Origin of the sequence: Streptomyces sp. R11, assembly GCF_041051905.1 — a bacterium.
GTDB lineage: Bacteria > Actinomycetota > Actinomycetes > Streptomycetales > Streptomycetaceae > Streptomyces.
This window is the reverse complement of sequence record NZ_CP163432.1, coordinates 3,395,937-3,421,184: the sequence shown is the minus strand read 5'-3', so window position 1 is coordinate 3,421,184 and position 25,248 is coordinate 3,395,937. Positions and strand designations below refer to the sequence as shown.

Annotated in this window: 21 protein-coding genes and 1 tRNA gene; 8 read left to right on the top strand and 14 right to left on the bottom strand. The window is 71.6% G+C overall.

Features of this window, described 5'->3' with window-relative positions; all coding sequences use genetic code 11:
• Nucleotides 1-4 precede the first annotated feature (4 nt).
• Nucleotides 5-1,876 (bottom strand): putative bifunctional diguanylate cyclase/phosphodiesterase, encoded by a 1,872-nt coding sequence (locus AB5J55_RS15540; protein WP_369271255.1) that lies wholly within the window; start codon nt 1,874-1,876, stop codon nt 5-7.
• Nucleotides 1,877-2,217: 341 nt separating this feature from the next.
• Here AB5J55_RS15540 and AB5J55_RS15535 point away from each other — a divergent pair, with 341 nt between their 5' ends.
• A complete protein-coding gene (locus AB5J55_RS15535; protein WP_369271254.1) occupies nt 2,218-3,639 on the top strand; it encodes a M6 family metalloprotease domain-containing protein in 1,422 nt (473 codons plus the stop codon).
• A 358-nt stretch (nt 3,640-3,997) separates the two neighbouring features.
• On the opposite strand, the gene AB5J55_RS15530 is transcribed toward AB5J55_RS15535, so the two are convergent.
• From AB5J55_RS15530 to AB5J55_RS15500, 7 genes are all read right to left on the bottom strand, one after another.
• A tRNA-Lys gene (locus tag AB5J55_RS15530) sits at nt 3,998-4,071 on the bottom strand.
• Nucleotides 4,062-4,637, bottom strand: coding sequence for a bifunctional DNA primase/polymerase (locus AB5J55_RS15525; protein ID WP_369271253.1), 576 nt, complete (start codon nt 4,635-4,637; stop codon nt 4,062-4,064). The genes AB5J55_RS15530 and AB5J55_RS15525 overlap by 10 nt, the downstream gene beginning before the upstream one ends.
• Before the next feature lie 154 nt (nt 4,638-4,791).
• Nucleotides 4,792-5,157: a hypothetical protein gene (locus AB5J55_RS15520; protein WP_369271252.1), complete on the bottom strand. Its 366-nt coding sequence runs from the start codon at nt 5,155-5,157 to the stop codon at nt 4,792-4,794.
• Between the two features lie 324 nt (nt 5,158-5,481).
• A complete protein-coding gene (locus AB5J55_RS15515; RefSeq protein ID WP_369271251.1) occupies nt 5,482-6,816 on the bottom strand; it encodes an AAA domain-containing protein in 1,335 nt (444 codons plus the stop codon).
• On the bottom strand, nt 6,813-8,417 hold the full coding sequence (locus AB5J55_RS15510) for a hypothetical protein (RefSeq protein ID WP_369271250.1): 1,605 nt from the start codon (nt 8,415-8,417) through the stop codon (nt 6,813-6,815). The genes AB5J55_RS15515 and AB5J55_RS15510 overlap by 4 nt, the downstream gene beginning before the upstream one ends.
• On the bottom strand, nt 8,408-9,646 hold the full coding sequence (locus AB5J55_RS15505) for a hypothetical protein (protein ID WP_369271249.1): 1,239 nt from the start codon (nt 9,644-9,646) through the stop codon (nt 8,408-8,410). The genes AB5J55_RS15510 and AB5J55_RS15505 overlap by 10 nt, the downstream gene beginning before the upstream one ends.
• On the bottom strand, nt 9,597-10,622 hold the full coding sequence (locus tag AB5J55_RS15500) for a phosphatase PAP2 family protein (protein WP_369271248.1): 1,026 nt from the start codon (nt 10,620-10,622) through the stop codon (nt 9,597-9,599). Before AB5J55_RS15500 ends, AB5J55_RS15505 begins: the two co-directional genes overlap by 50 nt.
• A 185-nt stretch (nt 10,623-10,807) precedes the next feature.
• On the opposite strand from AB5J55_RS15500, the gene AB5J55_RS15495 reads away from it, so the two are divergent.
• Nucleotides 10,808-11,404 (top strand): histidine phosphatase family protein, encoded by a 597-nt coding sequence (locus tag AB5J55_RS15495; RefSeq protein WP_369271247.1) that lies wholly within the window; start codon nt 10,808-10,810, stop codon nt 11,402-11,404.
• A 29-nt stretch (nt 11,405-11,433) separates the two neighbouring features.
• Here AB5J55_RS15495 and AB5J55_RS15490 read toward each other — a convergent pair whose 3' ends face one another.
• Nucleotides 11,434-12,930 (bottom strand): hypothetical protein, encoded by a 1,497-nt coding sequence (locus tag AB5J55_RS15490; protein ID WP_369271246.1) that lies wholly within the window; start codon nt 12,928-12,930, stop codon nt 11,434-11,436.
• A gap of 277 nt (nt 12,931-13,207) precedes the next feature.
• Here AB5J55_RS15490 and AB5J55_RS15485 point away from each other — a divergent pair, with 277 nt between their 5' ends.
• Both AB5J55_RS15485 and AB5J55_RS15480 read left to right on the top strand, forming a co-directional pair.
• A complete protein-coding gene (locus AB5J55_RS15485) occupies nt 13,208-13,663 on the top strand; it encodes a hypothetical protein (protein WP_369271245.1) in 456 nt (151 codons plus the stop codon).
• Nucleotides 13,664-13,709: 46 nt separating this feature from the next.
• Nucleotides 13,710-14,579 (top strand): spermidine synthase, encoded by an 870-nt coding sequence (locus AB5J55_RS15480; protein WP_369271244.1) that lies wholly within the window; start codon nt 13,710-13,712, stop codon nt 14,577-14,579.
• A 22-nt stretch (nt 14,580-14,601) separates the two neighbouring features.
• Here the strand turns inward: AB5J55_RS15480 and AB5J55_RS15475 are convergent, their stop codons facing one another.
• A complete protein-coding gene (locus tag AB5J55_RS15475) occupies nt 14,602-15,126 on the bottom strand; it encodes a hypothetical protein (protein ID WP_369271243.1) in 525 nt (174 codons plus the stop codon).
• A 139-nt stretch (nt 15,127-15,265) separates the two neighbouring features.
• On the opposite strand from AB5J55_RS15475, the gene AB5J55_RS15470 reads away from it, so the two are divergent.
• The 3 genes from AB5J55_RS15470 to AB5J55_RS15460 all read left to right on the top strand — a co-directional run bounded on the left by AB5J55_RS15470 (nt 15,266) and on the right by AB5J55_RS15460 (nt 18,929).
• Entirely contained in the window at nt 15,266-15,955 is a 690-nt protein-coding gene (locus AB5J55_RS15470; RefSeq protein WP_369271242.1) for a response regulator transcription factor, read from the top strand.
• Nucleotides 15,952-17,355 carry a sensor histidine kinase gene (locus AB5J55_RS15465; protein ID WP_369271241.1) on the top strand — a complete coding sequence of 468 codons (1,404 nt, stop codon included), beginning with the start codon at nt 15,952-15,954 and terminating at the stop codon, nt 17,353-17,355. Before AB5J55_RS15470 ends, AB5J55_RS15465 begins: the two co-directional genes overlap by 4 nt.
• Nucleotides 17,356-17,462: 107 nt before the next feature.
• Complete coding sequence (locus AB5J55_RS15460; protein WP_369271240.1) at nt 17,463-18,929, top strand: cellulose binding domain-containing protein; 1,467 nt, start codon at nt 17,463-17,465, stop codon at nt 18,927-18,929.
• Nucleotides 18,930-19,006: 77 nt separating this feature from the next.
• Here the strand turns inward: AB5J55_RS15460 and AB5J55_RS15455 are convergent, their stop codons facing one another.
• The 4 genes from AB5J55_RS15455 to AB5J55_RS15440 form a co-directional block, all read right to left on the bottom strand.
• Nucleotides 19,007-20,437, bottom strand: coding sequence for a GH1 family beta-glucosidase (locus AB5J55_RS15455; protein ID WP_369271239.1), 1,431 nt, complete (start codon nt 20,435-20,437; stop codon nt 19,007-19,009).
• A gap of 148 nt (nt 20,438-20,585) precedes the next feature.
• A complete protein-coding gene (locus tag AB5J55_RS15450; protein WP_369271238.1) occupies nt 20,586-21,488 on the bottom strand; it encodes a carbohydrate ABC transporter permease in 903 nt (300 codons plus the stop codon).
• Entirely contained in the window at nt 21,485-22,513 is a 1,029-nt protein-coding gene (locus tag AB5J55_RS15445) for a carbohydrate ABC transporter permease (protein WP_369271237.1), read from the bottom strand. Before AB5J55_RS15445 ends, AB5J55_RS15450 begins: the two co-directional genes overlap by 4 nt.
• A complete protein-coding gene (locus AB5J55_RS15440) occupies nt 22,510-23,835 on the bottom strand; it encodes an ABC transporter substrate-binding protein (RefSeq protein ID WP_369271236.1) in 1,326 nt (441 codons plus the stop codon). The genes AB5J55_RS15445 and AB5J55_RS15440 overlap by 4 nt, the downstream gene beginning before the upstream one ends.
• Before the next feature lie 337 nt (nt 23,836-24,172).
• Here AB5J55_RS15440 and AB5J55_RS15435 point away from each other — a divergent pair, with 337 nt between their 5' ends.
• Nucleotides 24,173-25,228, top strand: coding sequence for a LacI family DNA-binding transcriptional regulator (locus AB5J55_RS15435; RefSeq protein ID WP_369271235.1), 1,056 nt, complete (start codon nt 24,173-24,175; stop codon nt 25,226-25,228).
• Nucleotides 25,229-25,248 lie beyond the last annotated feature (20 nt).

Below are 25,248 nucleotides of genomic sequence, written 5' to 3'. Positions count from 1 at the left end.
TCCGTCACACCCGCACGCCCAGCAACTCGGAGATACGATCCGGCGACACCGGCCGCGAGTAAAGCCACCCCTGGCCGGTGTCGCAGCCGATCCGCTGCAGTCGTGAGGCCTGCGCCAGCGTCTCCACGCACTCCGCGGTGACCGTCAGGCCCAGCCGGTGGGCCAGTTGGATCATCGCCTCGACCACGACCTCGTCGGCCGGGTTCGGGGGAACGGCCGCGCTGTTGTCGCTCTCGTACTGGAAGCCCCGTACGAAGGAGCCGTCCAGCTTCAGGACGGAGACCGGCAGCCGGCTGAGGTACGCGAGGTTCGAGTAGCCCGTGCCGAAGTCGTCGATCGCGATGCGTACGCCCATGTCGCTGAGGGCCTGGAGGTCCTGGAGCGGTCGTCCCGCCGAGCCCATGACAGCCGACTCGGTCAGCTCCAACTGGAGCAGATGCGGGGCGAGTCCCGTCTCGTCGAGGATCCGGGCCACGTCCGCGACCAGGTCGGAGTCCCAGACCTGGCGGACGGCCACGTTCACGCTCACGAAGATCGGCGGGTCGTCGGGGTGGGCCTGCTGCCAGGACTGCCCCTGGCGGCAGGCGGTCTCCAGGATCCAGCGGCCGAGCGGCACGATCGAACCGTCCTCCTCGGCCAGTCCGATGAACCGATTCGGCGCCAGTACGCCGAACTGAGGATGATTCCAGCGGACAAGCGCCTCGACACCGCGCAGCCGGCCGTCGTCCATGCTCACCAGCGGCTGGTACTCCAGGGCGAACTCACCGCGCTCGATGGCCGGCCGGAGCGTGGAGGCGAGGGCCTGGCGGGTCATGCGGTGGGCGTTGCGTTCGGGGTCGAAGAGCGTCCAGCGGTCCTTGCCGTCGGCCTTCGCCCAGTACAGCGTCGTGTCGGCGGCCTGCATCAGGGCGGTCGGGGTGGTGCCGGCCGCGTGGCGTTCCACGACGCCGATCGAGGCGGACACCGACAGGCGCCGACCGGAGATGTCGAAGGGGGCCCGCAGGGATTCGAGCACCGACTCGGCGAGGTCGGCCAGTTGCTCGGTGCCCGTGGAGTCCTCGACGAGCAGGGCGAATTCGTCACCGCCGAGCCGGGCCACCAGCGGTGGGATCGTCCTGGTGTGTCCCGCCTCCTCGGCGCAGTGCGTGAGCCGCTCGGCGACGGCGGCCAGCAGCTTGTCGCCGACCCGGTGGCCGAGGGTGTCGTTGATCGCCTTGAAACCGTCAAGGTCCAGGTAGCACAGACCGATTCGGCCGGTGGTGCCGCTCTCGTCGTACGACTCCACCTCCAGCGCGGCCGTCAGCCGTTCGAAGAACAGGGTGCGGTTGGGCAGCCGGGTCACCAGGTCGTGCATCTGCAAGTGCCGCAGCCGCGCCTGGAGTTCACGCTGGGAGCTGATGTCGGCGACGGACAGCAGGACGCCGCCGGGCTCCGCACCGGGCAGGGGCGCGACCGTGACCTGCGCCCACAGGGAGCTTCCGTCCGGGTGCTTGATTCGGCGCGTGCAGCTCAGTTCGGCCTGCCGGCCGCGCAGTACCTCGCGGTAGGTGTGCCAGGTGCGGGCGTCGGAGGCCAGGTCCACCAGATCGGCGGCGACCGCCCCGGGCAGGTCCTCGGGGGTTGTGCCGAGCAGGTCGGCGAAGGACGGGTTGGCGCCGGTCACCAGGCCCTCGCGGTCGACCACGGCCATGGCCAGGGGGGCGGCGCTGAAGGCGGCTGAGGCGGCGGGGTGGGGCGGCGCCGCCGTACCGGGGGAAGGCTGTTGATTACTCTCTGTCACGGCTGCCCCGATGAGGTCTGCCGCGGGCGTCGGCCCTTCGGACGTTCCGCTCACCGCTCGCTCCCGCAGTGCACTCGTTCTTCGGATGGGTCTCATCGGAATGGCCGACCGGGTGGAGGGTGTGCCCCCCTGCTCGAGCGAAGTCGAGCCCTGGGGGCGGCCACCGGGCCGTGTCCGTGCAGGAAAGTGTCAGGAAAGTGTGCCGATCATAGAGGCTGGCCCGAGGGCCTTCCACCTACTGTTCAGTGTTCCCGCGTGACGCGCGCTTCTGACAGATCGTTTCTGCCCGCACGTGGACGGCTTCTTAGACCCCCCGACCAGTTGTGACGTTCCGTGAGCGATTCGGGGGTGTCGGTTCTGACGATCCCTCGTCCCTCTCACCCGTCTGGTGCAGCTGAACAGGACGTAGTACGACAATCCGACACAGGCTGGGTGCGGTGTCCCGCGAACCGCTCCCGGAGGTCCACGTGCCGCGTCAGTTCCCCCTGCTCCGTGGGATGGGCCTGCTGCGGGACCGGCCCCGACTGCGCAGCACCGCCGCGGTGTTCACCACGATGTCCGCTCTCGCCGCGACCTCCCTGTTCGCCGGCCCCTCGGTCGCCGAACCGTTCGACCCCGCCCCGTGTGCCCTCAAGCGCACCGCGGCCCACCACTCCGAGGGCCTGGACACCTGGAACGCCGCCTATCCGCGCCCGACCAGCGAACTCGACGCCGTCATGGTGTTCCTGTCCTTCCCGGACTCGGCACCCCTGACGACACCCGCCGAACTGACGGCCGACCACTTCCCGGCCACCACCCGCTTCTTCGAACGCGCTTCCTACGGCAGATTCACCCTGCGCCCGCATCCGCTCCGGCACTGGCTCCGCATGCCGCGCCCGTCGACGGCGTACGCCATACAGCGTGACTGGCGCGTCACCGACCGGGCCGCCTATCTGCGTGACGCGCTCGCCGTGGCGGACCGGGCGGTGGACTTCTCCCGCTACGACATCGTCTACTTCGTCGCCGACCCGGACGCGCCCGGCGTCGACTCCGACGCCACGAAGGTCGTCAACCTGGACACCCCGCTGCGGGCCGACGGCACCGACATCCGGCGCGTCGTCACGGTGTTCGAGAACCATCCGCCGGACCGGCTGGTCCTCGCCCACGAGACCGGCCATGTCTTCGACCTGCCGGATCTGTACCACCGCCCGGTGGACGGCAAGGGCGACTGGGACACCTACGTCGGCGACTGGGACCTGATGGGCAGCCAGTTCGGCATGGCGCCGGATCTGTTCGGCTGGCACAAGTGGAAGCTGGGGTGGCTGGAGTCGCGGCAGGTGGTGTGCGTGCAGGGGCAGGGCTCCGGCTCCACGCGGCTGACGCTGGAGCCGCTGTCGGCGGGGCCGGGGGTCCCGGCGCAGACGGGGGCGGCCGGGGCGCCCGGCCCGTACGAAGCGGTCGGTACGTACGGGGCGTACGAAGGGGCGTACGGCGGTTCCTACGGCAGTTCGTCCGGCGCCGCCGTCCCGGGCTTCGGGCTGGGTCGCGGCATCAAGCTCGCCGTCGTCCCCACCGGGCCGGAGAGCGCCCTCGCCTTCGAGGTACGCGGCTCGGTGGGCAGCGACGTGCAGGGCTGCCGGCAGGGGGTCCTGGTGTACCGGGTGCGCAGCGAGACCGAGTCCGGGGGTGGGCCGGTCGAGGTGATCGACGCCCATCCGCACAGTGAGGCCTGCTGGGAGGAGTCCGTGTATCCACCGCTCGCGGACGCGCCGGTGGGGCTCGGCGAGAGCTTCACGGTGCGGGAGGAGGGTGTGCGGGTGGACGTGGAGGGACGGACGGCTGCGGGGGCGTGGACGGTGAAGATCACGGCGGTCAGGTAGCGCGTGCGCCGAGTGCGGGGTCGCGCGGCGGGCCGGGTGTGCGCCGGGGTGGTACGGGCACGCCTGGTGCCTGGTGGTGTGCCGGGGCGGTAGCGGTACGTGCCGTGGGCCGGTTGTGTGCCGGGCCGACCGGTTGTGCGCCCGGAGAGCGGGTTGTGCGCCGGGGACATGCGAAAAGCCCCTCGCTTCCGCGAGGGGCTTTCACTGTCTGTGCGCCGCCAGGGACTCGAACCCCGGACCCGCCGATGCTGCATTCCCCGGGGGATAACCCCCGGACCCCCAGCCGCCCCTGCGAGACCGGGAGATCCCTCTTCAATGGCGAAGGCTCCCCGCACTGGCGAGGAGCCTTCACTGTCTGTGCGCCGCCAGGGACTCGAACCCCGGACCCGCTGATTAAGAGTCAGCTGCTCTAACCAACTGAGCTAGCGGCGCCTGCTGACGTCGTAGACCTTAGCACCCTGATCGGGGTGGGGAAAAATCGATATCCGAACGGCAGCGCGAGCCGCCCGCACGGCCGCCCAGAGCAGTACCTCGGGGCCCGGTAACCAGGGATTACGGGTGTCGGGGGCGACCAGCCAGCGGGCACCGGAGGGGGTGTCGGCGGCGGAGCCGCCCGGGACGGTCACCGCGTCTCCGGTGCCGTGACACAGGAGCGGTGGGACGTCGCCCACACGGCCGAGTTCCTCCCACCGCAGCAGCGAGGGCAGCCGCTGGGCCGTGCCGGGCGCGGCGAACAGCAGCATCCGGCCCCGGAGCATCGCCACCGGCCCCGATCCCGGGCCTTCCTCCCAGAGCTGGTCGACCATGCGTCGCCCGAAGATCGCGGGTGCGCTCACGATGTCGAAGACGGAACCGCAGCCCAGGACCACGGGGGCCGTCGGTTGCTCGTCCCAGAGCGCCCGGGTGCTGCGCGGATACGGTTCTGCGGAAGCGAGCCAGGCGGCGCCGTCCGCGGTGAGGGAGGCGGGCGAGAACGGGGCGTTGCTTGTGCTGCTCATGGCAGATACATCTACCGACGGTGAGCGCTTCGTTCCCAAGAGTTCCCGGAAACCGGGACAGGGCGGGGTGGCAGGGCGTATCTTGCCCGCCCGCCTGGCATATGCCATGGGGGCACGCGGGGATCGGTCCCACCCGTCCCGTCCGTCCCGTCGGTCACACCGGGTCGACGTGCCCCGGTCCCTCGACCCCCCGCATCAGATCCCTGCCGAACTCCACCATCTTCTTGGCGTAGTCCTCGGTCCACTCGGCCTGCGCGGCGATGTCGGCGGGCGTCAGCCGGTCGAAGCGCCGGGGATCCGCCAGCTGGGCCGCCGCGATGGCCTGGAACTCCATCGCACGGTCCGTCGCCGCCCGGAACGCCTGCGTCAGCTCGGTCGCCCGCGCCAGCAGCGCCCGCGGGTCGTCGATCGACTCCAGGTCGAAGAAGTGCTCCGGATCGGAAGCCGCCTGCGCGGGCTCGAAGAGCAGGGGCGCGGGGCGTAGCCGCGGTTCGTTCCGACGCGGCGTGGGCTCCGCCATGTCTTGTCCTCCTCGTACGTCACCGATCTCGTAGGTCACCGTCCCCCTCCCCCGCGAGCGGAGGCATCCCCAGCGGACCGGCCCACCGTCCATTGTCCCGCGCCCACGCAAGTGGGCACCGGGACGCAGGTCAGAGGGACGGTCGCCGGGTTCTACCCGGGCCGCCACGCCACTCGATGCTCGGCGAGTCGCGCCGGCACCGCATGGTTCGCCTCCCACCCATCAGGGCTGTATTCATCTGGCCGCCTCCGGCGGCGTGCCGGACTCCGTCCGGAGCAGGGGCGGCATTGCGGTTCGGGCCCGGTGGTGTGGGTGCCGTTTCGCTCATGGCCGCCACGCCACTCGATGCTCGGCGAGTCGCGCCAGCACCGCATGGTTCGCCTCCCACCCATCAGGAAACTTCACCACCGTCCCCAGTTGCACCGGCTCCGTCGACGGATAGTCGTCCAGCAGTTCGCTCACCCCTGCCCGGCACACCACGATGCACGCGTGGCGGTGGCGGGAGGCGAGGACGCACAGGCGGCCCGTTTCCAGGTGGAAGGCGGTGGCGTCGGGGCGGCCGGAGAGGGGGTGGAGGACCACGGTCACGTCGTACTCACGGCCCTGGAGGCGATTCGCCGTGTCCACGGTGACGTCCGTCACCCCCAGCTCGGTCAGTGCCGCCCGGACCGCCGCCGCCTGGTCCCGGTGGGCCGTGCCGACCGCGATCCGGTCGGAGGTGAGGGGCGCGGCATCCGGCGAGCGTTCCGACGTCGCCGCGCCGCCCCGGTCCAGGAGGCGCCGCACGACCGTCGCGACCGCCCGTACCGCCTCGGGATCCGTGCGCGGGGTGTGCCGGGCGGGCAGCTCCAGCAGTCCCCAGCCCGACTGAGCCGCCTCGTCGATCACCCGGTCCGGGCCCGAGCCGTCCGACGGGACCGCGAAGGCCAGGCTGCGGTCGCCGTGGTCCGTGCCGCTGCGGAAGGGCGTGTAGGGGTAGAAGGCGTCGGAGACCAGAGGTGCGGCCGACGCCGGGAGGCGCCAGGAGACCGGCAGGCGGTGCTGGGGCAGTTCCGGATTGTGGGCCAGAAGAGTCGTCACGGCGGACCCGGAGGGGTCGTACGACAGGCCCGCCCACTGCTCGCTGCCGACGATGGAGAACGGGTCCAGCTGACCCGGGTCGCCGACGAACAGGGCCCGTTCGAAGAGGCCGGCCACCGCGAGCAGCGAGTCCGAGCGCATCTGGTACGCCTCGTCGACGATCGCGTGCCGCCAGGGCTCGTCGACCTTGACGTGCGCCCACTTGGCCGCCGTCGAGATGACGACCGCCAGGCCGCTCAGGTCGCCGGCCTTCGCCGACTTGCGTACGTTCGGCAGGTCGTCCAGCGCCTTGTCGTACGGGTCGGCGTCGCTGCTGTGCAGGCGTCCCACCGGCAGCTCGGGGTTCTTCTCGGCGAGCCTGAGCACCAGGTCGTCGACCTGGGCGTTGGTCTGCGCGACGACCATCAGCGGGCGCCCGGCGTCGGCGAGTTCGAGTGCCGCGCGGACGACGAGCGTGGACTTGCCGGCGCCGGGCGGGGAGTCGACGACGACACCGCGCGCGGTGCCGTGCAGCGTGTCGTGGAGGATCGCGTCGGTGGCCTCGGTCGCCGCGGCGCCGGGGTCGAACACAACCGTCACAGCACGTCCTCCTGGGTCAGCGGATCGGCGGCCTCGGACACCTGCTCCCCGGGCGGCCCCCCGTGCGTCCACGGCGTCTCCTCCGGGTCGGGCAGCTTCGCGCCGCCGCGCTGCTCGTGCTCGAACAGCGTGAAGCAGACCAGGTCGCCCTTCTCCGGCACCGACCCCTCCTCCGGCTCCTTGCCGCGGCCCATCTTGTCCAGCACCCGCAGCACCATCAGCGCTCCGTCATCCCCGAAGTCCCCTTCATAGCCGACGAACTCCGCCGATTGAGGCTTCCCACCCAGCGACCGGAACACCTTGGCGCGCTCGCCCAAATGCGGCCGGTCATCCGTGCGAACGGTGACCAGGGGGCGTGGACTCGGGCGCTTGCCCTCGCTGTACGCCATGACGACATCGGTGACCTCGCCCGCGAACGCCTCCCCGGCCAGCCGCCGCCCCGCCATCACCAGCGGGTCGTCGAGCGCCTCCTGCGCCTCCAGCCGGGCCTGTTCGCGCTCGCGCGCAGCGAGCTTGTTGGCGGCGGTGACCGCGTCGTCGCGGCGCGGCTGCGGTGGCTCGCCGGCCACGACGCGGTCGCGGTGGCCGGTGAACGACCAGCGGTCCCGGGTCCACCGCTCCTCGACCCGCCCGGCCTCGGGCAGCTCCCGCACCAGGTCGAGGCCCCGCCACACCGCGTCCCAGGTGGGCCTGGTCCGACTCTCGACGAGGGCGCGGATCTCCCGCTCGGCGCCGGTCAGGTCCCCGAGCCGGTCGTCGGCCTCCAGCCCGTCCTCGGCGGCGGCGAGGGCCGTACGCGCGCGGTCGTAGCGCTCGATGGCGGGGGCGAGCAGCTTGTTGTCGAAGGCCGGGTCGGTGGCGGGACCGGCGGGCGGGCACAGCAGTTGGCCGTCGCGGTCCCGCGCGAGTTCCGCGCGCAGTGCCGCCTCAGCGCCTGTCTCACCCTGCGGCGGGGCGATCCACGCCAGCAGCGCGCCCAGGTGCTGGTCCTCCAGCGTGGACTGCCCGGTCGCCCAGTGCCGGGCCAGAACGTCGGTCATGGCCAGCAGCAGCGAGGAGCCCGGCACCCGGGCCCGCTCGCCGAAGTGGGTCAGCCAGCGGCCGAGCAGCGGCACGCGCGGGGGCGCGGGATAGGGGGTCTCCGGGTCCTGTTCCGCCGTACGCCTGAAGCGCATGGAGCGGCCGAGGAGTCGTACGAAGTCGACGCCCGCGCGGCTCGGCACGATCAACTGCGGGGCGTCCGCGCACAGTTCGACCTCGACCTTGACCCGCTTGCCGGTCTCCGGATCGGTCTCGCCCCGCTCGGCGGCCTCGACGTCCTCGGCGAAGGCATCGATGTACGGCAGGACGACGTCCGCCAGCTCGGACAGGAAGGCGAACCTGAGGTCCCGGTCGCGCGGCTGCGGTACCACCAGCAGGTGCGGGGCGTCCCGGTCCGTGCCGACGAGCGCGCCGAGCGGGGCGCCGGCCTCACCGGCGGTGGTCAGGGGCACGAAGACCAGGGGCCGCTCGGACAGGCGCCGGTGGCGGACGGTGGCGGCGGGCTGGGCGCGGCCCGTGCTGACGGCTTCGAGGCGGGCGAGGGTGGAGATCAGTGACACGCGGCCACCGCCTCCTCGCCGAAGGCACCGGTATCCCGACCGAGGTCCCGGGCGTCCCGGCCGAGGGCCTCGGCGCGCAGCCGCGCGGCCCTGCGCAGGGCCGCCACCGCCGGGTCGTCCGGGTCGCCGGACTCGCCGCGGGCCGCCGACAGGACGTCCTCGACCGTCGTCAGGCCGCCCAGCTCGGCCCGCACCGAACGGCCCAGCGACGTCACCGCGCCGGCCGCGCGCGAACGGGCGCGGCAATGGAAGGCCAGCTCGCAGGCGGACAGGCACTCGGGCGCGTAAGTCGCCGGGACCGACTCGACGGCAGCCGTCAGGTCGGCCTCGGGCAACTCGGGTGAGAAGCAGGTGCCGGCCGGGAGCGTGTCGGCGATGTCCTCGATGCGGGTGAGGCGGGCCAGCTGGCGGGAGGTCACCGCGCGCTGCTTGCGGACGTCGACGGCCGACGCGGTGGGGAGGTTGGAGAAGTCCTTCGGGCAGACGAGCAGGATCCGGTGGCGTACGCGGGGGGCGGGAGCGCTGTTCGAGGCGCTCTGCCTCCGGGCCTCCGCGGTCTCGGCCCCGCCCCCCGGCTCCGCGCCGAGACGGGCGGCGATCTGCTCCAGCGCCATCACGTACACCGCCGCCTGCCGTGCGGCCGCGCCCACCTTCGCCGGGTCCGCGGAACCGTCCAGCATCGGGAAGGACTTGATCTCCACGACCGTCCAGCTGCCGTCCGGGTGCACGACGACCGCGTCCGGCTCCAGGAAGGCGGGCGACCCGGCGACGTCCAGCGCGAGCATGGGGTGGTCGAGCAGCGTCCACTCGCCGCGTGCCTCGGTGGCCTCGCGCAGCGCCAGTGCCGTACGGGCCGTGCGGCCCTCGGGGCCGGAGGCCACGAGCTCGGGCACGCGTGCGTGGGCGGGCGGTTCGGCAGCGCGGTCCAGCTTCTCGTGGACCAGGCGCAGCAGCTCCGCGCCGCCGTCCGCCTTGACCTTGGCCTCGAAGGCGTTGCCGCGCGTGAAGGCGAACTGTGACTGCCCGAAGACCGCCGGCGAGCCGAGCGCGCTCGCCAGTGCGGCCTTGTTCACCCCGGCGCCGTCCAGGATCGCTCTGCGCTTGCAGCCGGGGTTGGCGGCGAGGGCGGCCAGGGCGCGCGCGTCCAGCGCCTTGGCCGGGACTTCGGGACCGCGCAGCTCAGCGAGCCGGTGCCGGAGCGCCGTCCCCCGCGTCCTGGGGAGAGGCACTCGGCTCGGCTCCGGATCCGAACCGGGACTCGCGCTGCCGTGGAATTCGCTCACCCGCGGAAGTCTGGCATCCGCCACTGACAATTGAGGAAGAAGCGTCGGCAGAGCCGCTCGTGACCGTGGCACCGGCGCGGCTCGGGACCATGGCACCGGCCGTCGTCGTGACCGTGCCGACGGAGGCGGTCGCGACGGGTGCGGCCACCGTCCCGAAGCGTGCCCGGACCCGGTCCGCGGTCCGCATGACGTACGGCGTCAGCAGCAGCCCGGCGCCCATGACGGCGGCGCCCGCCACCGCGTCGAGGAAGTAGTGGTTGGCGGTGCCCATCACCACGATCGTCGTGATCAGGGGGTAGGCGACGGCCGCGACCTTCGTGAGGCGCGTCCCGCCGTACCGCCACAGCATCACTCCGCACCACAGGGCCCAGCCGACGTGCAGGCTCGGCATGGCCGCGTACTGGTTCGTCATGCCGCCGAGACCCTTGGGCGCGCTCGCCTCGCCGCCCCACCAGCCGTACGAGCTGTACTGCGCCATCGTGTCCACGAAGCCGTAGCTCCCGGCGAGCAGCCGGGGCGGGCAGGTGGGCAGCAGGGTGAAGCCGATCAGGCCTATGAAGGTAGACGTCATCAGCCAGGTGCGGGCCGCGCGGTAGTGCACGGTGCGGGACCTGAAGATCCAGACCAGCAGCACGGGCGTGATCAGGTAGTGCAGCGACGCGTACCAGAAGTCCGCCGGGACGCCGATCCAGGGCTCGCGCGTGAAGAGGCGGTTGAGCGGGTGCTCCGCGTTCAGGTGCAGGGCCTTTTCGATGTCCAGGATCGCCAGGCCGTGGTCGACGGCGTGCGAGACATCGCCCCGGGCGAGCAGCCGGCCCGCCGAGTAGCAGGCGTAGACCAGCAGTATCAGCGGCAGCTCGGTCCACCAGCGCAGGCGGGTCCGCGGCGTCGCCTCCACGCCAGCTATTTCGGCGTGTGGCATCCGATCGCCTCCCCCTTCTTGTCAGCGCCCGGTTGACCGGTCGTACCACTTTACGGTGTATGCGCGAGCCCCCTTCAGGCGCCCCGGCCCTCAAGACGCAGAGATCGCCCACCGGGTTGCCCCGGCACAGCGTGCGCGATGATGGATGGGTTCCGCTTCTCATTTCTCCCGGGAAAGGCTCCTTCATGGCACCGCGCATCCTGCTCGCCCGGCACGGACAGACGGCGTGGTCGCTGTCCGGCAAGCACACGGGCAGGACCGATGTGCCGCTCCTGGAGGAGGGCCGCCAGGGCGCGAAGCTGCTCGGCGAACGCCTGCACGGGTCGCCGTACGACGGGCTGGCGGGGGTCGAGATCCGCACCAGCCCGCTGTCACGCGCGCGTGAGACGTGCGAACTCGCCGGCTTCGGCGACCGCGCGCGTTCCTGGGACACGCTCGTGGAGTGGGACTACGGCGCGTACGAGGGCATGACCCCGGCGGACATCCAGGCCGTCCGCCCCGGCTGGCTCATCTGGCGCGACGGCGTGCCCGAGGGTGAGACTCTGTCCGAGGTGACGGCCCGGGCCGACGAGGTGGTGGCATGGGCGCGCGGTGAGGACCGTGACGTGCTGGTCTTCGCGCACGGGCACATCCTGCGGTCCATAGGCGCGCGCTGGCTCGGGCTGCCGCTCGACTTCGCGGCACGGATACGGCTGAACCCGACGTCGCTGTCAGTACTCGGGTGGGCTTACGGGGAGCCGGCGATCGAGAGCTGGAACGACTTGGGGCATCTGGCCGGATAGCGCTTTCCCGTGGCGTGGCCCGCGGGCAGTCACACCGTGCGCGGCACGCTCGCGTGGCGTTCCAGAAACGCCGACACCCCACGCGCCCTGCGGTGCGGCAGCAGCACCCGCGCCGTCCCCGCCAGCATCGTCTGCACCCGAGACGACTGCACCTGGTCCAAGAGGTCCAGCACGCGCATCCCGGCCGTCGCCGCCTCATCGGGCCGGCCCCCGCGGGCCAGGTCGTCCGCCAGTTCCGCCGTGTAGAGGGCGATGTTGCGTGTGAAGTGCGGGTCCTGGAGCTGGGCCGCCCGCCCTGCGTGCCGCGCGGCCCGCTGCCAGTTGCCCAGCATCGACCAGCACTGCGCCTCCAGGATCTCCAGCTCGGCCTCTCCGTAGAAGCTCATCCACTCGGGGTCGGCGTCCGAGCGGCCCCGGTCGTAGAGGGCCTGCGCGCGGGCGAGGGCCTGCTCGCAGCCGGTGCGGTCGGCGAGCCCCGCCCAGCCGCCCGCCTCGCGCAGCGCCAGCAGCGACATCAGGCGTGAGGAGCCCAGGGGCCGCGCGACGCGCTGCGCGGCCTGCGCCGCCCGCACGGCCTCCCGCGGCCGGCCCGCGTCCCGCGCGAGGAACGAGGTGTTGCAGAAGGCGTGCGCCTCCAGCGCCGCGTCGCCCGCCATCCGGGCCGTGGCCAACGCCTCCGCGTAGTGCGAGCGCGCGTCATCGAACCGCCCCGAGTCGTGCGCCAGCCACCCCACCGAGATGGCCAGTTCACCGGCGCCCGAGTGGAGCCGTTCGCCGGTCGCCTGCCGGGTCGTACCGGCGTCGAGCAGTTCGTACGCGGCACGCAGCGGAGCGGCCGCGCGCCGGTAGAGGCCGTCGGCCCCGTGCCGGTCGTCGAGCAGCCGGATGCGGCGCACGGCCTCCTCCAGCGCGTCCGCCTCTCGGCCCCCGACACGTCTGACGGGACGCTCCGCGGCCGCGGCGTCGAAGGTGAGCCCCAGGGGGGTCAGCGAGGCGGCGGCCATCGTGGCGCCCCCGCCGGTCATGAATGCGCGACGCAGCACGTCGCTCTCCTCGTGGATCTCGTCGTTCTCGTGGTTCTGCTGTGCTCCGTACGCGGCGTACGGGTCGTACGGGTCCTGCGGGTTCAGCGAGTCCTTCTGGTCATACGGCTCGTGGGCCCCCGACGTCTCACTCGTGGCGCACACCGGGCTCGTGATGTGCACGAGGGGCGCGTCCTCGTCGGCGTGCGCCCGGCGTCCGCGTACGGACGAGCGGGGCGCGAAGCCGAGGTCGGTGAGCGTGCGGCCGGGGAACATGTGCAGGAACACCCGTTCGTACGCGTAGTTGGGGCAGCGGATCTCGCCTGCCTCGACTCGCCCGACGTAACGCGCGTCACAGCTGACCCGCTCGCCGATCTCGCGCGCGGCCCGTCGTACCGCCGCGGCGAACTCGGCCGGCGAGCGCTGTCCGCGCAACTGCCGGAACGCGAGATTCGGCCGTGGCGGCCTGGGGGACTGGGACGAGGTCAGCTCTGACGACGCCATGGCCGGGTCCTCTCGTGCGAACCGTCGAACCATGCCGGAATCCGGGCGAGTTGAACGGAATGTCCGTACCGGGTATCCATACCGAAAATCCGTGTGGTGCCCTTGCTTCCAGCGGGCAAGAACGTACCTGCTGTAGCGGAGCCGCCACGCAGTGTTTGGCTACAAAACGGATATCTCATGCAGGATCTGCCATGAACTGCCATCCTTTGCGGCGGACTTCCGCCGTAGCCGTTGACGCCGTGCCGCGTTGAACTCTTCGGACTGCAAAAGGGGTTCCGTGGTGGAGGTCGAGATGGAGACCAGCCAGAGCATCGCTCCGCATACGCCGTCGACGACGGTGGGGCACGCGCCGACCGCACAGTGCAGTGAGCCGCCGGAGGCGGGCTGCGACGTGGTCACGGTTCCGGCGCGGCAGGGCCTGGAGGCGGTCGACATCCTGCGGCGGGGCGCGACCGGGGAAGCGGTGGGCCCCGTCCTGCACGACGACGACTGCGACACCCTCGGCTTCGTGGTCCCGCCGGGCACCGCGGCCGCCTGGGACGTGCCCGGCAGCACCTGCACGGAGACCGACGGCCGCGGGATGAGCCTGAACCTGAACCCCGAGCCGCCCGTCGAGGGCTCGGACTGGCTCCTGCCGCCCGGGGACGCGGACCTGGCGACGGATCCCGCCGTGCTGCGCAAGGCGCTGGGGGAGGCCGCGCGGCTGATCGAGGCGGCCGACAACTGCAGCTGACGCCGCTGCCCGGGCGGCACCGCCTCCCACTTGCGACAATGACCCAATGAGGAAGCCCAGGAAAGCCCGGCGCCGGTCGGCCGCAGTCGATGCCGTCGTCGAACAGGTCGACGGAGGGCTCGCCGAGCTGATATCCGACCCGGACCGTGCCCGGGCCTGGACGCTCCTCATCGACGGCGCTCCCCAGTCGCACGTCGACCTCGACGACCCCGCCTTCCTCTCCTTCGAATACCAGCGCCGCTTCGGGCACGTCATCGACCTCGTGGCCGCACCCGGCAAACCCGTGCAGGCCGTGCACCTCGGCGGCGGCGCCCTCACGCTCGCCCGCTATGTCGCCGCCACCCGGCCCCGCTCCACCCAGCAGGTCGTCGAGCGGGACGGCGCCCTCGTCCAACTGGTCAGGCGGGAACTGCCGTTGGATCCGAACGCCCGGATCCGGGTGCGGTCGGCGGATGCCCGGGACGGCCTCGCCAAGGTGCCCGACGGGTGGGCCGACCTCGTCATCGCCGACGTGTTCAGCGGGGCCCGCACCCCCGCCCACCTGACCTCGACGGAGTTCCTCGACGACGTACGCAGGGCCTTGAGACCCGGCGGCGTCTACACCGCCAACCTCGCCGACGGGCCGCCGCTCGCGCATCTGCGCGGCCAGATCGCCACCGCCGCCGCCCGGTTCGCCGAGTGCGCGCTGATCGCCGATCCGACGGTGCTGCGCGGCAAGCGCTTCGGCAACGCGGTTCTGGTCGCCGCCGACCGGCCCCTCCCGATCGCCGAACTGACCCGCCTCGCCGCCTCCGACCCGCACCCGGGCCGGGTCGAACACGGCAGGTCCCTCACCGACTTCACCGGCGGCGCCGCAGCCGTCACCGACGCGGCGGCGGTCGCCTCACCGGCGCCGCCGGCCTCCGTCTTCAGGTGAGCCGGCGCGGGCGCGGGGGCGGTCAGTAGGTTCCGATCTCCACCCGCGGCGGCCCGTCGTGCCAGGTGCAGAACACCGACACCCGGTCGGCGCCGGAGCCGAACTCCACCCGGATCCACGTCTCCGTCTTCCACACCTGCATCGACCAGCCCGCACCCGGGGTGGCCGACACGAGGGTCGCGGAGGTCTCGCCGATGTCGAAGACCGCGCGGCCGCCGTCGGTGTCGTAGCTCTTGACCTGGCCGGAGGTGGTGGGGGACGGGCCGGTGCTCTTCGGCGGTGTCTTCGACGGGGCCGGCGTCCGAGGCGTCCCCGTCGGCTTCGGCGAGGGACTGGTGGAGGGAGTCTTCGAGGGGGTCGGCCGGTTCGTGGACGACGCCAGCGGCTTCGACTCCTGGGTCGTCCCGTCCGCCGCCGTGATGGGCAGGGCGCGCGGCCGGTCGTACACCGTGCCGGCCATCACCGTGTGGACACCCCACCACGACAGCGTGACCGCCGCGCCCGTGGCGAGCGACCAAGCCAGTACGTGTACGAGTCCTCTGCGCATCGCGGGCCATACTGCCTCACGCGTCCCGGACGTGTCGCGCGGTTGCCGCACGGGCGCCCCTGGGCGCCGAGTTGTCCACAGGGGGCGAGTTGTCCACAGGCCCGGACCGGGCTCGGTCGCATGGCGTACGGTGCGGCGCATGGCAAGTGTGCTCGTGGTCGAGGACGACCAGTTCGTACGCTCGGCGCTGATCCGGCACCTGACCGACGCCACCCACACGGTGCGCAGCGTCGGCACGGCACTGGAGGCGCTGCGCGAGGTCGCCCATTTCCGTTTCGACGTGGTCATCCTGGACCTCGGTCTGCCCGATCTGGACGGCTCCGAGGCCCTGAAGATGCTGCGCGGCATCACGGACGTGCCTGTGATCATCGCCACCGCCCGGGACGACGAGACGGAGATCGTCCGGCTGCTGAACGCGGGGGCGGACGACTATCTGACCAAGCCGTTCTCGGTGGAGCACCTGTCGGCCCGGATGTCCGCGGTCCTGCGCCGGGCCCGGTCGAGCGGCGGCGAAGCGGCCCCCTCCAGCGTGCTGCGCGTAGGCGGCCTGACCGTCGACCCGCTGCGCCGCCAGGCCGAGTTGGACGGCGCGAGCCTCGACCTCACCCGCCGCGAGTTCGACCTGCTCGCCTTCCTGGCCGGACGGCCCGGGGTCGTCGTCCCGCGCAAGGAACTGCTCGCCGAGGTGTGGCAGCAGTCGTACGGCGACGACCAGACCATCGACGTCCATCTGTCCTGGCTGCGCCGCAAACTGGGCGAAACAGCCGCCAACCCGCGCTATCTGCACACCCTGCGGGGCGTCGGCGTGAAGCTGGAGCCGCCGCGATGAGATGGGCACTGGTCAAGGTCTGCCTGGCGGTCACCACCATGGTCGTGGTCGCCTTCGCCGTCCCGCTCGGCCTGGTCATCAGGGAGATGGCCCGCGACCGTGCCTTCTCCAACGCCGAGCGGGAGGCCGCCGCAGTCGCCCCGGCGCTGTCCATCACCACCGACCGGGACCAGCTGGAGCGGGTCGTCGCCTCGGCCGGGTCGGACGCGGGCATGGCCGTGCACATACCGGCCTCCGGTGACGCGGCCGCCGTCGACCTCGGGCGGCAGCGCGCCGCCGCCGAGGACATCGCGACCGTACGACGGCTGGGCCGTGCCTCGACCGCCGAGGTCGCGGGCGGTTCCACGCTGCTCCAGCCGGTCGCGCTGAGCTCCGGGGAGATCGCCGTCGTCGAGGTGTACGTCCCCGAGGCGGAGGTCACCAACGGCCTCACCACGGCCTGGGCGGTGCTCGCCGGGGTCGGCCTCGCCCTGATCGTCGGATCAGTCGCGGTTGCCGACCGGCTCGGCGTGCGGATGGTGCGGCCCGCGCAGCGCCTGGTCGAGGGCGCGCACGAGCTGGGGGAGGGCAAGCTGGGCGCCCGGGTGCCCGAGGAGGGGCCGAACGAACTGCGGCTGGCGGCCGTCGCGTTCAACTCGATGGCCGACCAGGTCGTTCAACTCCTCGCGAACGAGCGGGAGCTGGCGGCCGACCTGTCCCATCGCCTGCGGACGCCGCTGACGGTGCTGCGGCTGAACGCGGCCTCGCTCGGGGACGGTCCGGCCGCCGAGCAGACCAGGGCCGCCGTCGCACAGCTGGAGCGCGAGGTCGACACGATCATCCGTACGGCCCGGGAGGCCAAGCCGCAGACGGTGGCGGCGGGCCCGGGCGCCGGGTGCGACGCGGCCGAGGTGGTGCGCGAGCGCATGGCGTTCTGGTCGGCGCTGGCGGAGGACGAGGGCCGTAAGGTGCGGGTGGCCGGCGTGGACCGGCCGGTGCGGATACCCGTGGCCCGGGCGGATCTGGCGGCCGCGCTGGACGCCCTGCTCGGCAACGTCTTCCGGCACACCGCCGAGGGCACGGCGTTCGCGGTCGACGTGCACAACGGCGAGGACGCGGTCATCGTGCTCGTCTCGGACGCGGGGCCCGGCATATCCGACCCCGAGGCCGCGATGGCACGCGGGCGCGGCTCGGGCAGCGCCGGGTCGACCGGGCTCGGGCTGGACATCGTGCGGCAGCTCGCGGAGTCGACGGGCGGGGACGTGCGGATCGGGTCGTCGGTGCTCGGCGGGACCGAGGTGCGGATCTGGATCCAGCTGGACGCCCGGGCGCCGGTGCGCAGGGGCCACCGGGGTTCGGTACGCCGTCGCCGGCCGGGCAGATTGGTCTCAACCTTTAACCGCCCCCGATCCCTTCCTTAAGCGCACCCTAAGGTCCCCAACCCCCGCCCGGATCAGGCGCTTTGCCCGATTCGAGATCGCTAGCGTGCTGCCGCACCCCCACCCCGAACAGCAAAGGCAGACACGCGATGAGCACGCACCGGCGCAAGATCAGCGGCAGGAACAAGGCGATCGGCGGTCTCGTCGCCGCGGCCGTGGTCGGCGGTGCCGCGCTCGTGTTCACCGGCACCGCGCAGGCCGCCGGGATCGGAGCGGCGTACACCAAGACCAGTGACTGGTCGACGGGTTACACCGCGCAGTACGTCGTCACGAACAACAGCGGGCAGGCGCAGCAGGACTGGAAGCTGGAGTTCGACCTGCCGTCGGGCTCGAAGCTGAGCTCGCTGTGGAACGCCGAGTCGAGCGTGAGCGGGCAGCACGTCACCGCGACGCCGCCGAAGTGGGACAAGGACGGCCTGGCCGCCGGGGAGTCGGTGACGGTCGGCTTCGTCGTCAACGGCACGGGCGCTCCGGCGGGCTGTCTGATCGACGACGCGAAGTGCTCCGCGGACGACAGCGCGACACCCGAGCCGAGCGGCCGCCCGACGGCCACCGAATCCGCCCCGCCGAAGCCGACGGCCACCCCCACCCAGAGCGCGTCGCCCACCCAGTCCGCGACCCCCACCGCCGAGCCCTCGCAGACCCCCGGATCCGGAACGGCCGCCACCGCCGGCTTCGCCCCGTACATCGACACCTCGCTCCACCCGGCCTTCGACATGGTCGCGAGCGCCGAGGCGACCGGCGTGAAGGACTACAACCTCGCCTTCGTCACCGACGGCGGCGGCTGCACCCCGAAGTGGGGCGGCGTCACCGACCTCGGCGGCGACGCGGTGGCCGCGCAGATCGGTGACCTGCGTGCCAAGGGCGGCGACGTCCGTGTCTCCTTCGGCGGCGCGGCCGGCAGCGAGCTGGCGACGACCTGCTCCTCGGCGGACGCGCTGGCGGCGGCGTACGAGAAGGTCGTGAGCGCGTACAAGCTGACCAAGGTCGACTTCGACGTCGAGGGCGGCGCCCTGCCGGACAAGTCGGCCAACACCCGCCGCGCCCAGGCGATAGCCCGGCTCCAGGCGGACCACCCCGACCTGGACGTCTCCTTCACCCTCCCCGTGATGCCCGAGGGCCTGACCCAGCCCGGCGTCGACCTCCTCGCCGACGCCGAGAAGAACGGCGTGCAGATCGACACCGTCAACATCATGGCGATGGACTACGGCCCCGCGTACAGCGACGACATGGGCACCTACGCCGAGCAGGCGGCCACCGCAACCCAGGCCCAGGTCAAGAGCGTGCTCGGGCTCTCCGACAGCGCGGCCTGGAAGACGGTCGCCGTCACCCCGATGATCGGCGTCAACGACGTCGTCACCGAGATCTTCAAGGTCGACGACGCCACCCAGCTGGTGAACTTCGCCAAGTCCAAGGGCCTCGGCTGGCTGTCGATGTGGTCGGCGACCCGCGACAAGCAGTGCGCGGGCGGCGAGAAGCCGGCGGCGGACGCGACGTGCAGCTCGATCCTCCAGGAGAAGTTCGCGTTCTCGAAGGCGTTCGCGGCCTACAACTGACCCACCAAGCGGGTCCATCGAGCCCACGGGGGCGCGCCCCGGCCGGTCTTTCCCCCATCCGGCCGGGGCGGATCCGTCTAGATCTCCGGTTCCACCGCCGGCAAGGTCCCCGTCCGAGCAGCCTCCCCGTACCAGTACGCACTGGACTTCGGCGTCCGGGCGAGCGTCGAGTAGTCCACGTACACCGCCCCGAACCGCTTGCTGTACCCGTACGCCCACTCGAAGTTGTCCATCAGGGACCACAGGTAGTAGCCGCGGACGTCGGCGCCGTCGGCGATCGCGCGGCGAACCGCGGAGAGGTGGCCGTGGAGGTAGGCGACGCGCTCGGGGTCGTGGACGCGGCCGTCGGGGTCGGGCTTGTCGTCGTAGGCCGCGCCGTTCTCGGTGATGTAGAGGGGCAGGCCCGGGGCCTCCCGGGAGTAGCGCATGATCAGCTCGTGCAGCCCGGTCGGGTCGATGGTCCAGCCCATCTCCGTGCGGTCACCGGGGGTCTGGTGGAACAGCACGTCGTCCGCGCCCGGCCACGGCGAGTGCTCGCTCGCCCCATGGCCGTCCGCCCGCGGGCCGCTGACGTCCGTCTCGGCCGCCGACACCAGCGCCGGGGTGTAGTAGTTCAGGCCCAGGGCGTCCAGCGGCTGGTTGATCGCCGCGAGGTCGCCGTCCAGGACGTACGACCAGTCCGTCACCAGCTCCGTCGCCGCGTAGAGCGTCTCGGGGTAGACGCCGTGCAGGATCGGGCCGTGGAAGATCCCGTTGGCCAGATCCTCGATCTTCCGGGCCGCCACCAGGTCCGCCGGATCCTGCGAAAGGGGCCGGACCACGGAGGAGTTGAGGCTGAGCGCCACCGAGTTGCGGGCCGGCATCACCGTACGCAGGGCCGAGGTGCCCAGGCCGTGCGCGAGGTTGAGGTGGTGGGCCGCCCGCAGCGAGGCCGCCGGTTCCGTACGCCCCGGCGCGTGCACGCCCGACCCGTAGCCCAGGAACGCGCTGCACCACGGCTCGTTCAGAGTGATCCACTGCTCCACGCGGTCGCCGAGCGCCTCGCCGACGATCTGCGCGTACTCGGCGAACCGGTACGCCGTGTCGCGCTCCGGCCAGCCGCCTGCGTCCTCCAGCTCCTGCGGCAGATCCCAGTGATAGAGGGTGACGGCCGGCTTGATGCCGTGCGCGAGCAGCTCGTCCACCAGCCGGCGGTAGAAGTCCAGACCCCGCTGGACCGCCGGGCCCCGGCCCGTGGGCTGCACGCGCGACCAGGAGATCGAGAAGCGGTACGCGGTGAGGCCGAGCTCGGCCATGAGCGCCACGTCGTCGCGGTAGCGGTGGTAGTGGTCGACAGCGATGTCACCGTGCTCGCCGCCGGCGGTCCGCCCCGGCGTATGACTGAAGGTGTCCCAGATCGACGGGGTACGGCCGTCCTCCCGCACCGCCCCCTCGATCTGGTACGCGGACGTCGCGGCGCCCCAGAGGAAGGCGGGCGGAAACGACACGGAGGTCATGGGCTCAGGCATGGAAGCGCTCCCATAGGGGGTCGTGGAGACCGACGGGTAGAAGGGGAGAAGGGGGAGGGGGATGAGGGAAGGGGGCGAGGGGAAGAGGGGCCGAGGCGGCAATGACCCGGCCCCAAGTGACGTACTGAAAGGGCGATATGACCAAGCGTCAGCCCTTGATCGCGCCCTGCATGATGCCGCCCACGATCTGCTTGCCGAACAGCAGGAAGGCGATCAGCAGCGGCAGCGTGCCGAGCAGGGCGCCCGCCATGATCACCGCTTGGTCGGGGACATAGCCGGTGCCGAGAGAGTTGAGGGCGACCTGCACGGTCGGGTTCTCCTGATTCAGGGCGATGATCGGCCACAGGAAGTCGTTCCAGGCGAACACGAAGGTCAGCAGGCCGAGGACGGCCATCGCGGGCCGGGCGGCCGGGAACACCACGTGCCAGACGACCCGCAGACTGCTCGCACCGTCCACCCGAGCCGCCTCGATCAACTCGCTCGGCAGCGCCTGCACCAGGTACTGCCGCATGAAGAACGTACCGAAGGCCGTGCACAGCGTCGGCAGGATGACCGTCTGGAGCTGGTTCGACCAGCCGAGGTCCGCCATCCACAGATACAGCGGTACGACCGCCAACTGCGGCGGGATCATCATCGTGCCGATCGTCAGCAGCAGCAGGACGCCGGAGAACCGGAAGCGGAGCTTGGCGAAGGCGAAGCCGGCCAGCGTGGCGAACAGCACCGTGCTGATGGTGATCGTGCCCGCGACGAACATGGTGTTGAACATCGCCTTTCCGAGCCCGGCCTCCTCCCACGCCCGGTCCATGTTCTTGAACAGGTTCCCGCCGAACCACAGCGGCGGAGGCGTCTCCGCGAGCCGCCGGTCCGTGCGCGAGGCCGCGATCGCCGTCCACACCAGCGGGGCCAGCGAGACGAGCGCGAAGACGGCCAGGACGACGTAGGTGAGCGGGCCGGCGTGCAGTTGCTTGCCCGCGCCCATCACACGGGTGCTCCGGGGCTGTCGTACCTTCTGCTTCGCTGCCTGAGGAGTCGTCAGTTCACTTGTTGTCATTGGGACTTCCTCAGCCGTCGGGACACCAGCAGTTGGATCACGGCGACGATCAGCAGGATCAGGAACATCGACCAGGCGATCGCGGACGCCTTGCCGAGGTTGCCGATGATCCAGCCCTGGTCGTACATGTACAGACCGAGCGTCTGGTACTGGTGCTCGGAGCCCCCCTTCGAGCCGCTCACCCCGCCGAACAGCAGGGGCTCACCGAAGAGCTGGGTCGCGCCGATCGTCGAGACGACGACCGTGAACAGGATCGTCGGCCGCAGCTGCGGGATCGTCACATGGATGAACTGCTGCCAGCGGTTGGCGCCGTCGATGGCCGCCGACTCGTACAGGTCGGCCGGGATCGCCTGCATGGCGGCGAGATAGATCAGCGCGTTGTAGCCGGTCCAGCGCCAGATCACGATCGAGGACACCGCGAACTGCGAACCCCAGTCGGACTCACGCCAGTTGACCGGGTCGACGCCGACGAACTCCAGCAGCCAGTTGATCATGCCGCCGTCCCAGGAGTACAGCAGCACGAACACCAGCGTCGCCGCGGCCACCGAGGTGGCGTACGGGGTGAGCATCACGACCCGCCACACGGTCGAACCGCGCAGCTTGTAGTTGAGCAGGTGGGCCAGGCCGATCGCCATCAGCAGCTGGGGGACCGTGGAGATCACGCCGATGGTGAAGGTGTTCCACAGGGCGTTCCAGAAGAAGTCCGAGGACAGCAGGTTCTGGTAGTTGTCCAGGCCCGCCCAGGACTGGCCGTCCAGGTTCGCCAGCTGCACGTTGTGCAGCGAGTACCAGGCCGTATAGAGGAGCGGGATCAGCGAGAACGCCCCGAAGACGATGAAGAAGGGGGCGATGAACGCGTACGGCGACGCCTTCATGTCCCAGCGGTACAGCCGGCTCCGCCAGGAACTGCTCCCCGGCGGCGGCGTACCGCGACCGTGCGCGCGGCCGGCCGCGCCCGGCTGGTCACCGGGCGCGGCGTCGGCGCTCGACGCGGGATGCGCGAGGGCCTCTTTGGAGCTGGTCACTGGCCGAGCACGTCCTTGATCTCCGCGGTGGCCGCGTCCCAGCCCTCGTCGGCGGACTTGCCCTTCTGCTCGACCTGGAGGATGCCGATGTCCGTGATCGCGGTGCCGATCGGCTGGTCCTTGGCGCCCAGGTACTGGGTCGGGATGGTCTCGGCGGAGGCGGAGAAGATCTCCGTGATCGGGGCGTCCGAGAAGTACGCCTGCGTCGCGGTCGCCGGCTTCAGACCGGAGTACGCCGACGGGGTCGACGGGAAGCTGGCCTGCTTGGCGAAGACCTTCGCCTGCTGCTCGGGCGCGGTCAGCCACTTCGCCAGCTTGACGGCCTCCTTCTGGTTCTTGCTCGCCGTCGGCACGCCGACGAACGAACCGCCCCAGTTGGCCGCGGTCGGCGCCGCCGCCACGTCCCACTTGCCCTTGCCCGAGTCACCGGACTTCTCCTGGATGTAGCCGATCATCCAGGCCGGGCAGGCCACCGTGGCGAAGGTGCCGTTGGCGTAGCCCTGGTCCCACGGCTTGTCGAACTGCTTCAGCTTCGCCGACATGTCGCTGGTCGCCACCTCCATGGCGACGTTCCAGGCCTTCTTCACACCCGCGGACTTGTCCCAGACGACGTTGCCGTCCTTGTCGTAGTACCGCTCGACCTCGCCGCCGAGGGCCGCGTTGTAGACGGAGGAGGCGGAGTCCACGAACTTGGTGCCGCTGGGCGCCTTCTTCATGTACTCCTTGCCGAGGTCGACGTACTTGCCCCAGTCGCCCTTCCACTGCTCGGCGAGCTTGGCGCGGTCGGTCTCCAGACCGGCCTTCTCGAAGAGGTCCTTGCGGTAGCAGATCGCCATGGGCCCGATGTCCGTCCCGAGCCCGATCAGCTTGCCGTCCTTGGTGGTGGCCTGGGCGTTCTTCCAGTCCAGCCACTGGGACTTGTCGGCCTCCTTGCCGAGGTCGACGAACTTGTCGGCCTGCGTCTGCACGGCCTCGGTGATGTTGCCGACCTCGATCGCCTGGATGTCGTCGGTGCCGGAACCGGCCTGGAGGCGCGTGAGGGTCTTGGGCCAGTAGACGTCGGTACGGGTGGTGACGTTCTCCTTGATGGTGATGTCGGGGTTGAGCTTCATGTACTCGTCGTAGAGACCGGCCTGCTTGTAGCCGAAGACACCGAAGGTGCCGATGGTGAGCGTGGTCTTGCCGCCTCCGCCGTTGCCTCCCCCTTCGCCCGAAGAGCCGTCGTCCGAGTCCTCGGCGCAGCCGGCGAGCAGCCCTGTCGTCAGCGCGGCTGCGACCGCGAGGGCCATCACCCGGCGGGACCCGCGGGTACTCGTGCGCATTGCGTCCTCCTGTTGCCTGACGTGCCGACCCCCCGGCCAACTGCACTGTTGGGCCCGTTCTTTGTTCTCGCTGCGGCTCGGGCGGGGAACGTGCGGGATGTGTATGTGTCAGGTACTGTGGGAGCGCTCCCACAGGTGATGTGTTGAAGGGTCGTCGGTCCGGGCGGGGGTGTCAAGGGAGCAGACGCGGAGTTCTGCGTTCAGTTATCGGGCCGTTAACTGGACCAAGTTGAGCCCGTCCGGGACAGGGGCGCCGGCCGTCGGCAACGGTCACTCTCCCTGGCAGGACTGTTAAATTCCAGGCCGGCGCAAAGACAACGGCGGGAAGGCGGAGCCCATGGCAACCCACGGAGCGCGGGGCCGGAGCGGCGGTCGGCCCACCCTCGAAGAGGTGGCCGCCCGTGCGGGGGTGGGCCGGGGCACCGTCTCCCGGGTGATCAACGGCTCGCCCCGGGTCAGCGACGCGACCCGCGCTGCGGTGGAAGCGGCGGTGGCGGAGCTCGGCTACGTCCCCAACACCGCGGCCCGCGCCCTGGCCGCCAACCGTACGGACGCGATCGCCCTGGTAGTGCCCGAGCCGGAGACTCGCTTCTTCGCAGAACCGTACTTCTCGGACATGCTGAAGGGCGTCGGCGCCGAACTCGCCGACACCGACATGCAGTTGCTGCTGATCTTCGCGGGCAGCGACAAGGAGCGCCGCCGCCTGGCCCAGTACCTGGCGGCGCACCGCGTCGACGGCGTCCTGCTGGTCTCGGTGCACGCGGACGACCCCCTGCCGGACCTGCTGGCCCAGCTGGAGATCCCGGCCGTGATCAGCGGCCCGCGCTCGGCCGCCGAGACCCTGACGTCGGTGGACTCGGACAACTACGGCGGCGCCCGCTCGGCCGTCGAGCACCTCATGTCCCATGGCCGCAGCCGAATCGCCCACATCACCGGCCGCCTCGACGTCTACGGCGCCCAGCGCCGCGTCGACGGCTACCGCGACGCCCTGCGTGACGCGGGGGCCGGCGTGGACGAGCAGCTGATCGAGCCGGGGGACTTCACGGAGGAGGGCGGCCGGCGAGCGATGGAGGCCCTTCTCGCGCGCCGCCCCGACCTGGACGCGGTCTTCGCGGGGTCGGACGTGACGGCGGCGGGCGCCCGCCAGGCCCTGCGCGAGGTGGGCCGCCGCATCCCCGACGACGTCGCGCTCGTCGGCTACGACGACTCCGCCATCGCCCGCCACATGGACCCGCCGCTCACCAGCGTCCGCCAGCCCATCGAGGAGATGGGCCGCCGCATGATCGACCTCCTCCTCACCGAGATCGCGGACCGCCGTCCGGCGGTGTCACGGGGGTTGGAGAGGAGACAGGTGGTGCTGGCCACGGAACTGGTGGAGCGGGCGTCGTCCTAGCGGGCGTCTCGGGGTGTGCG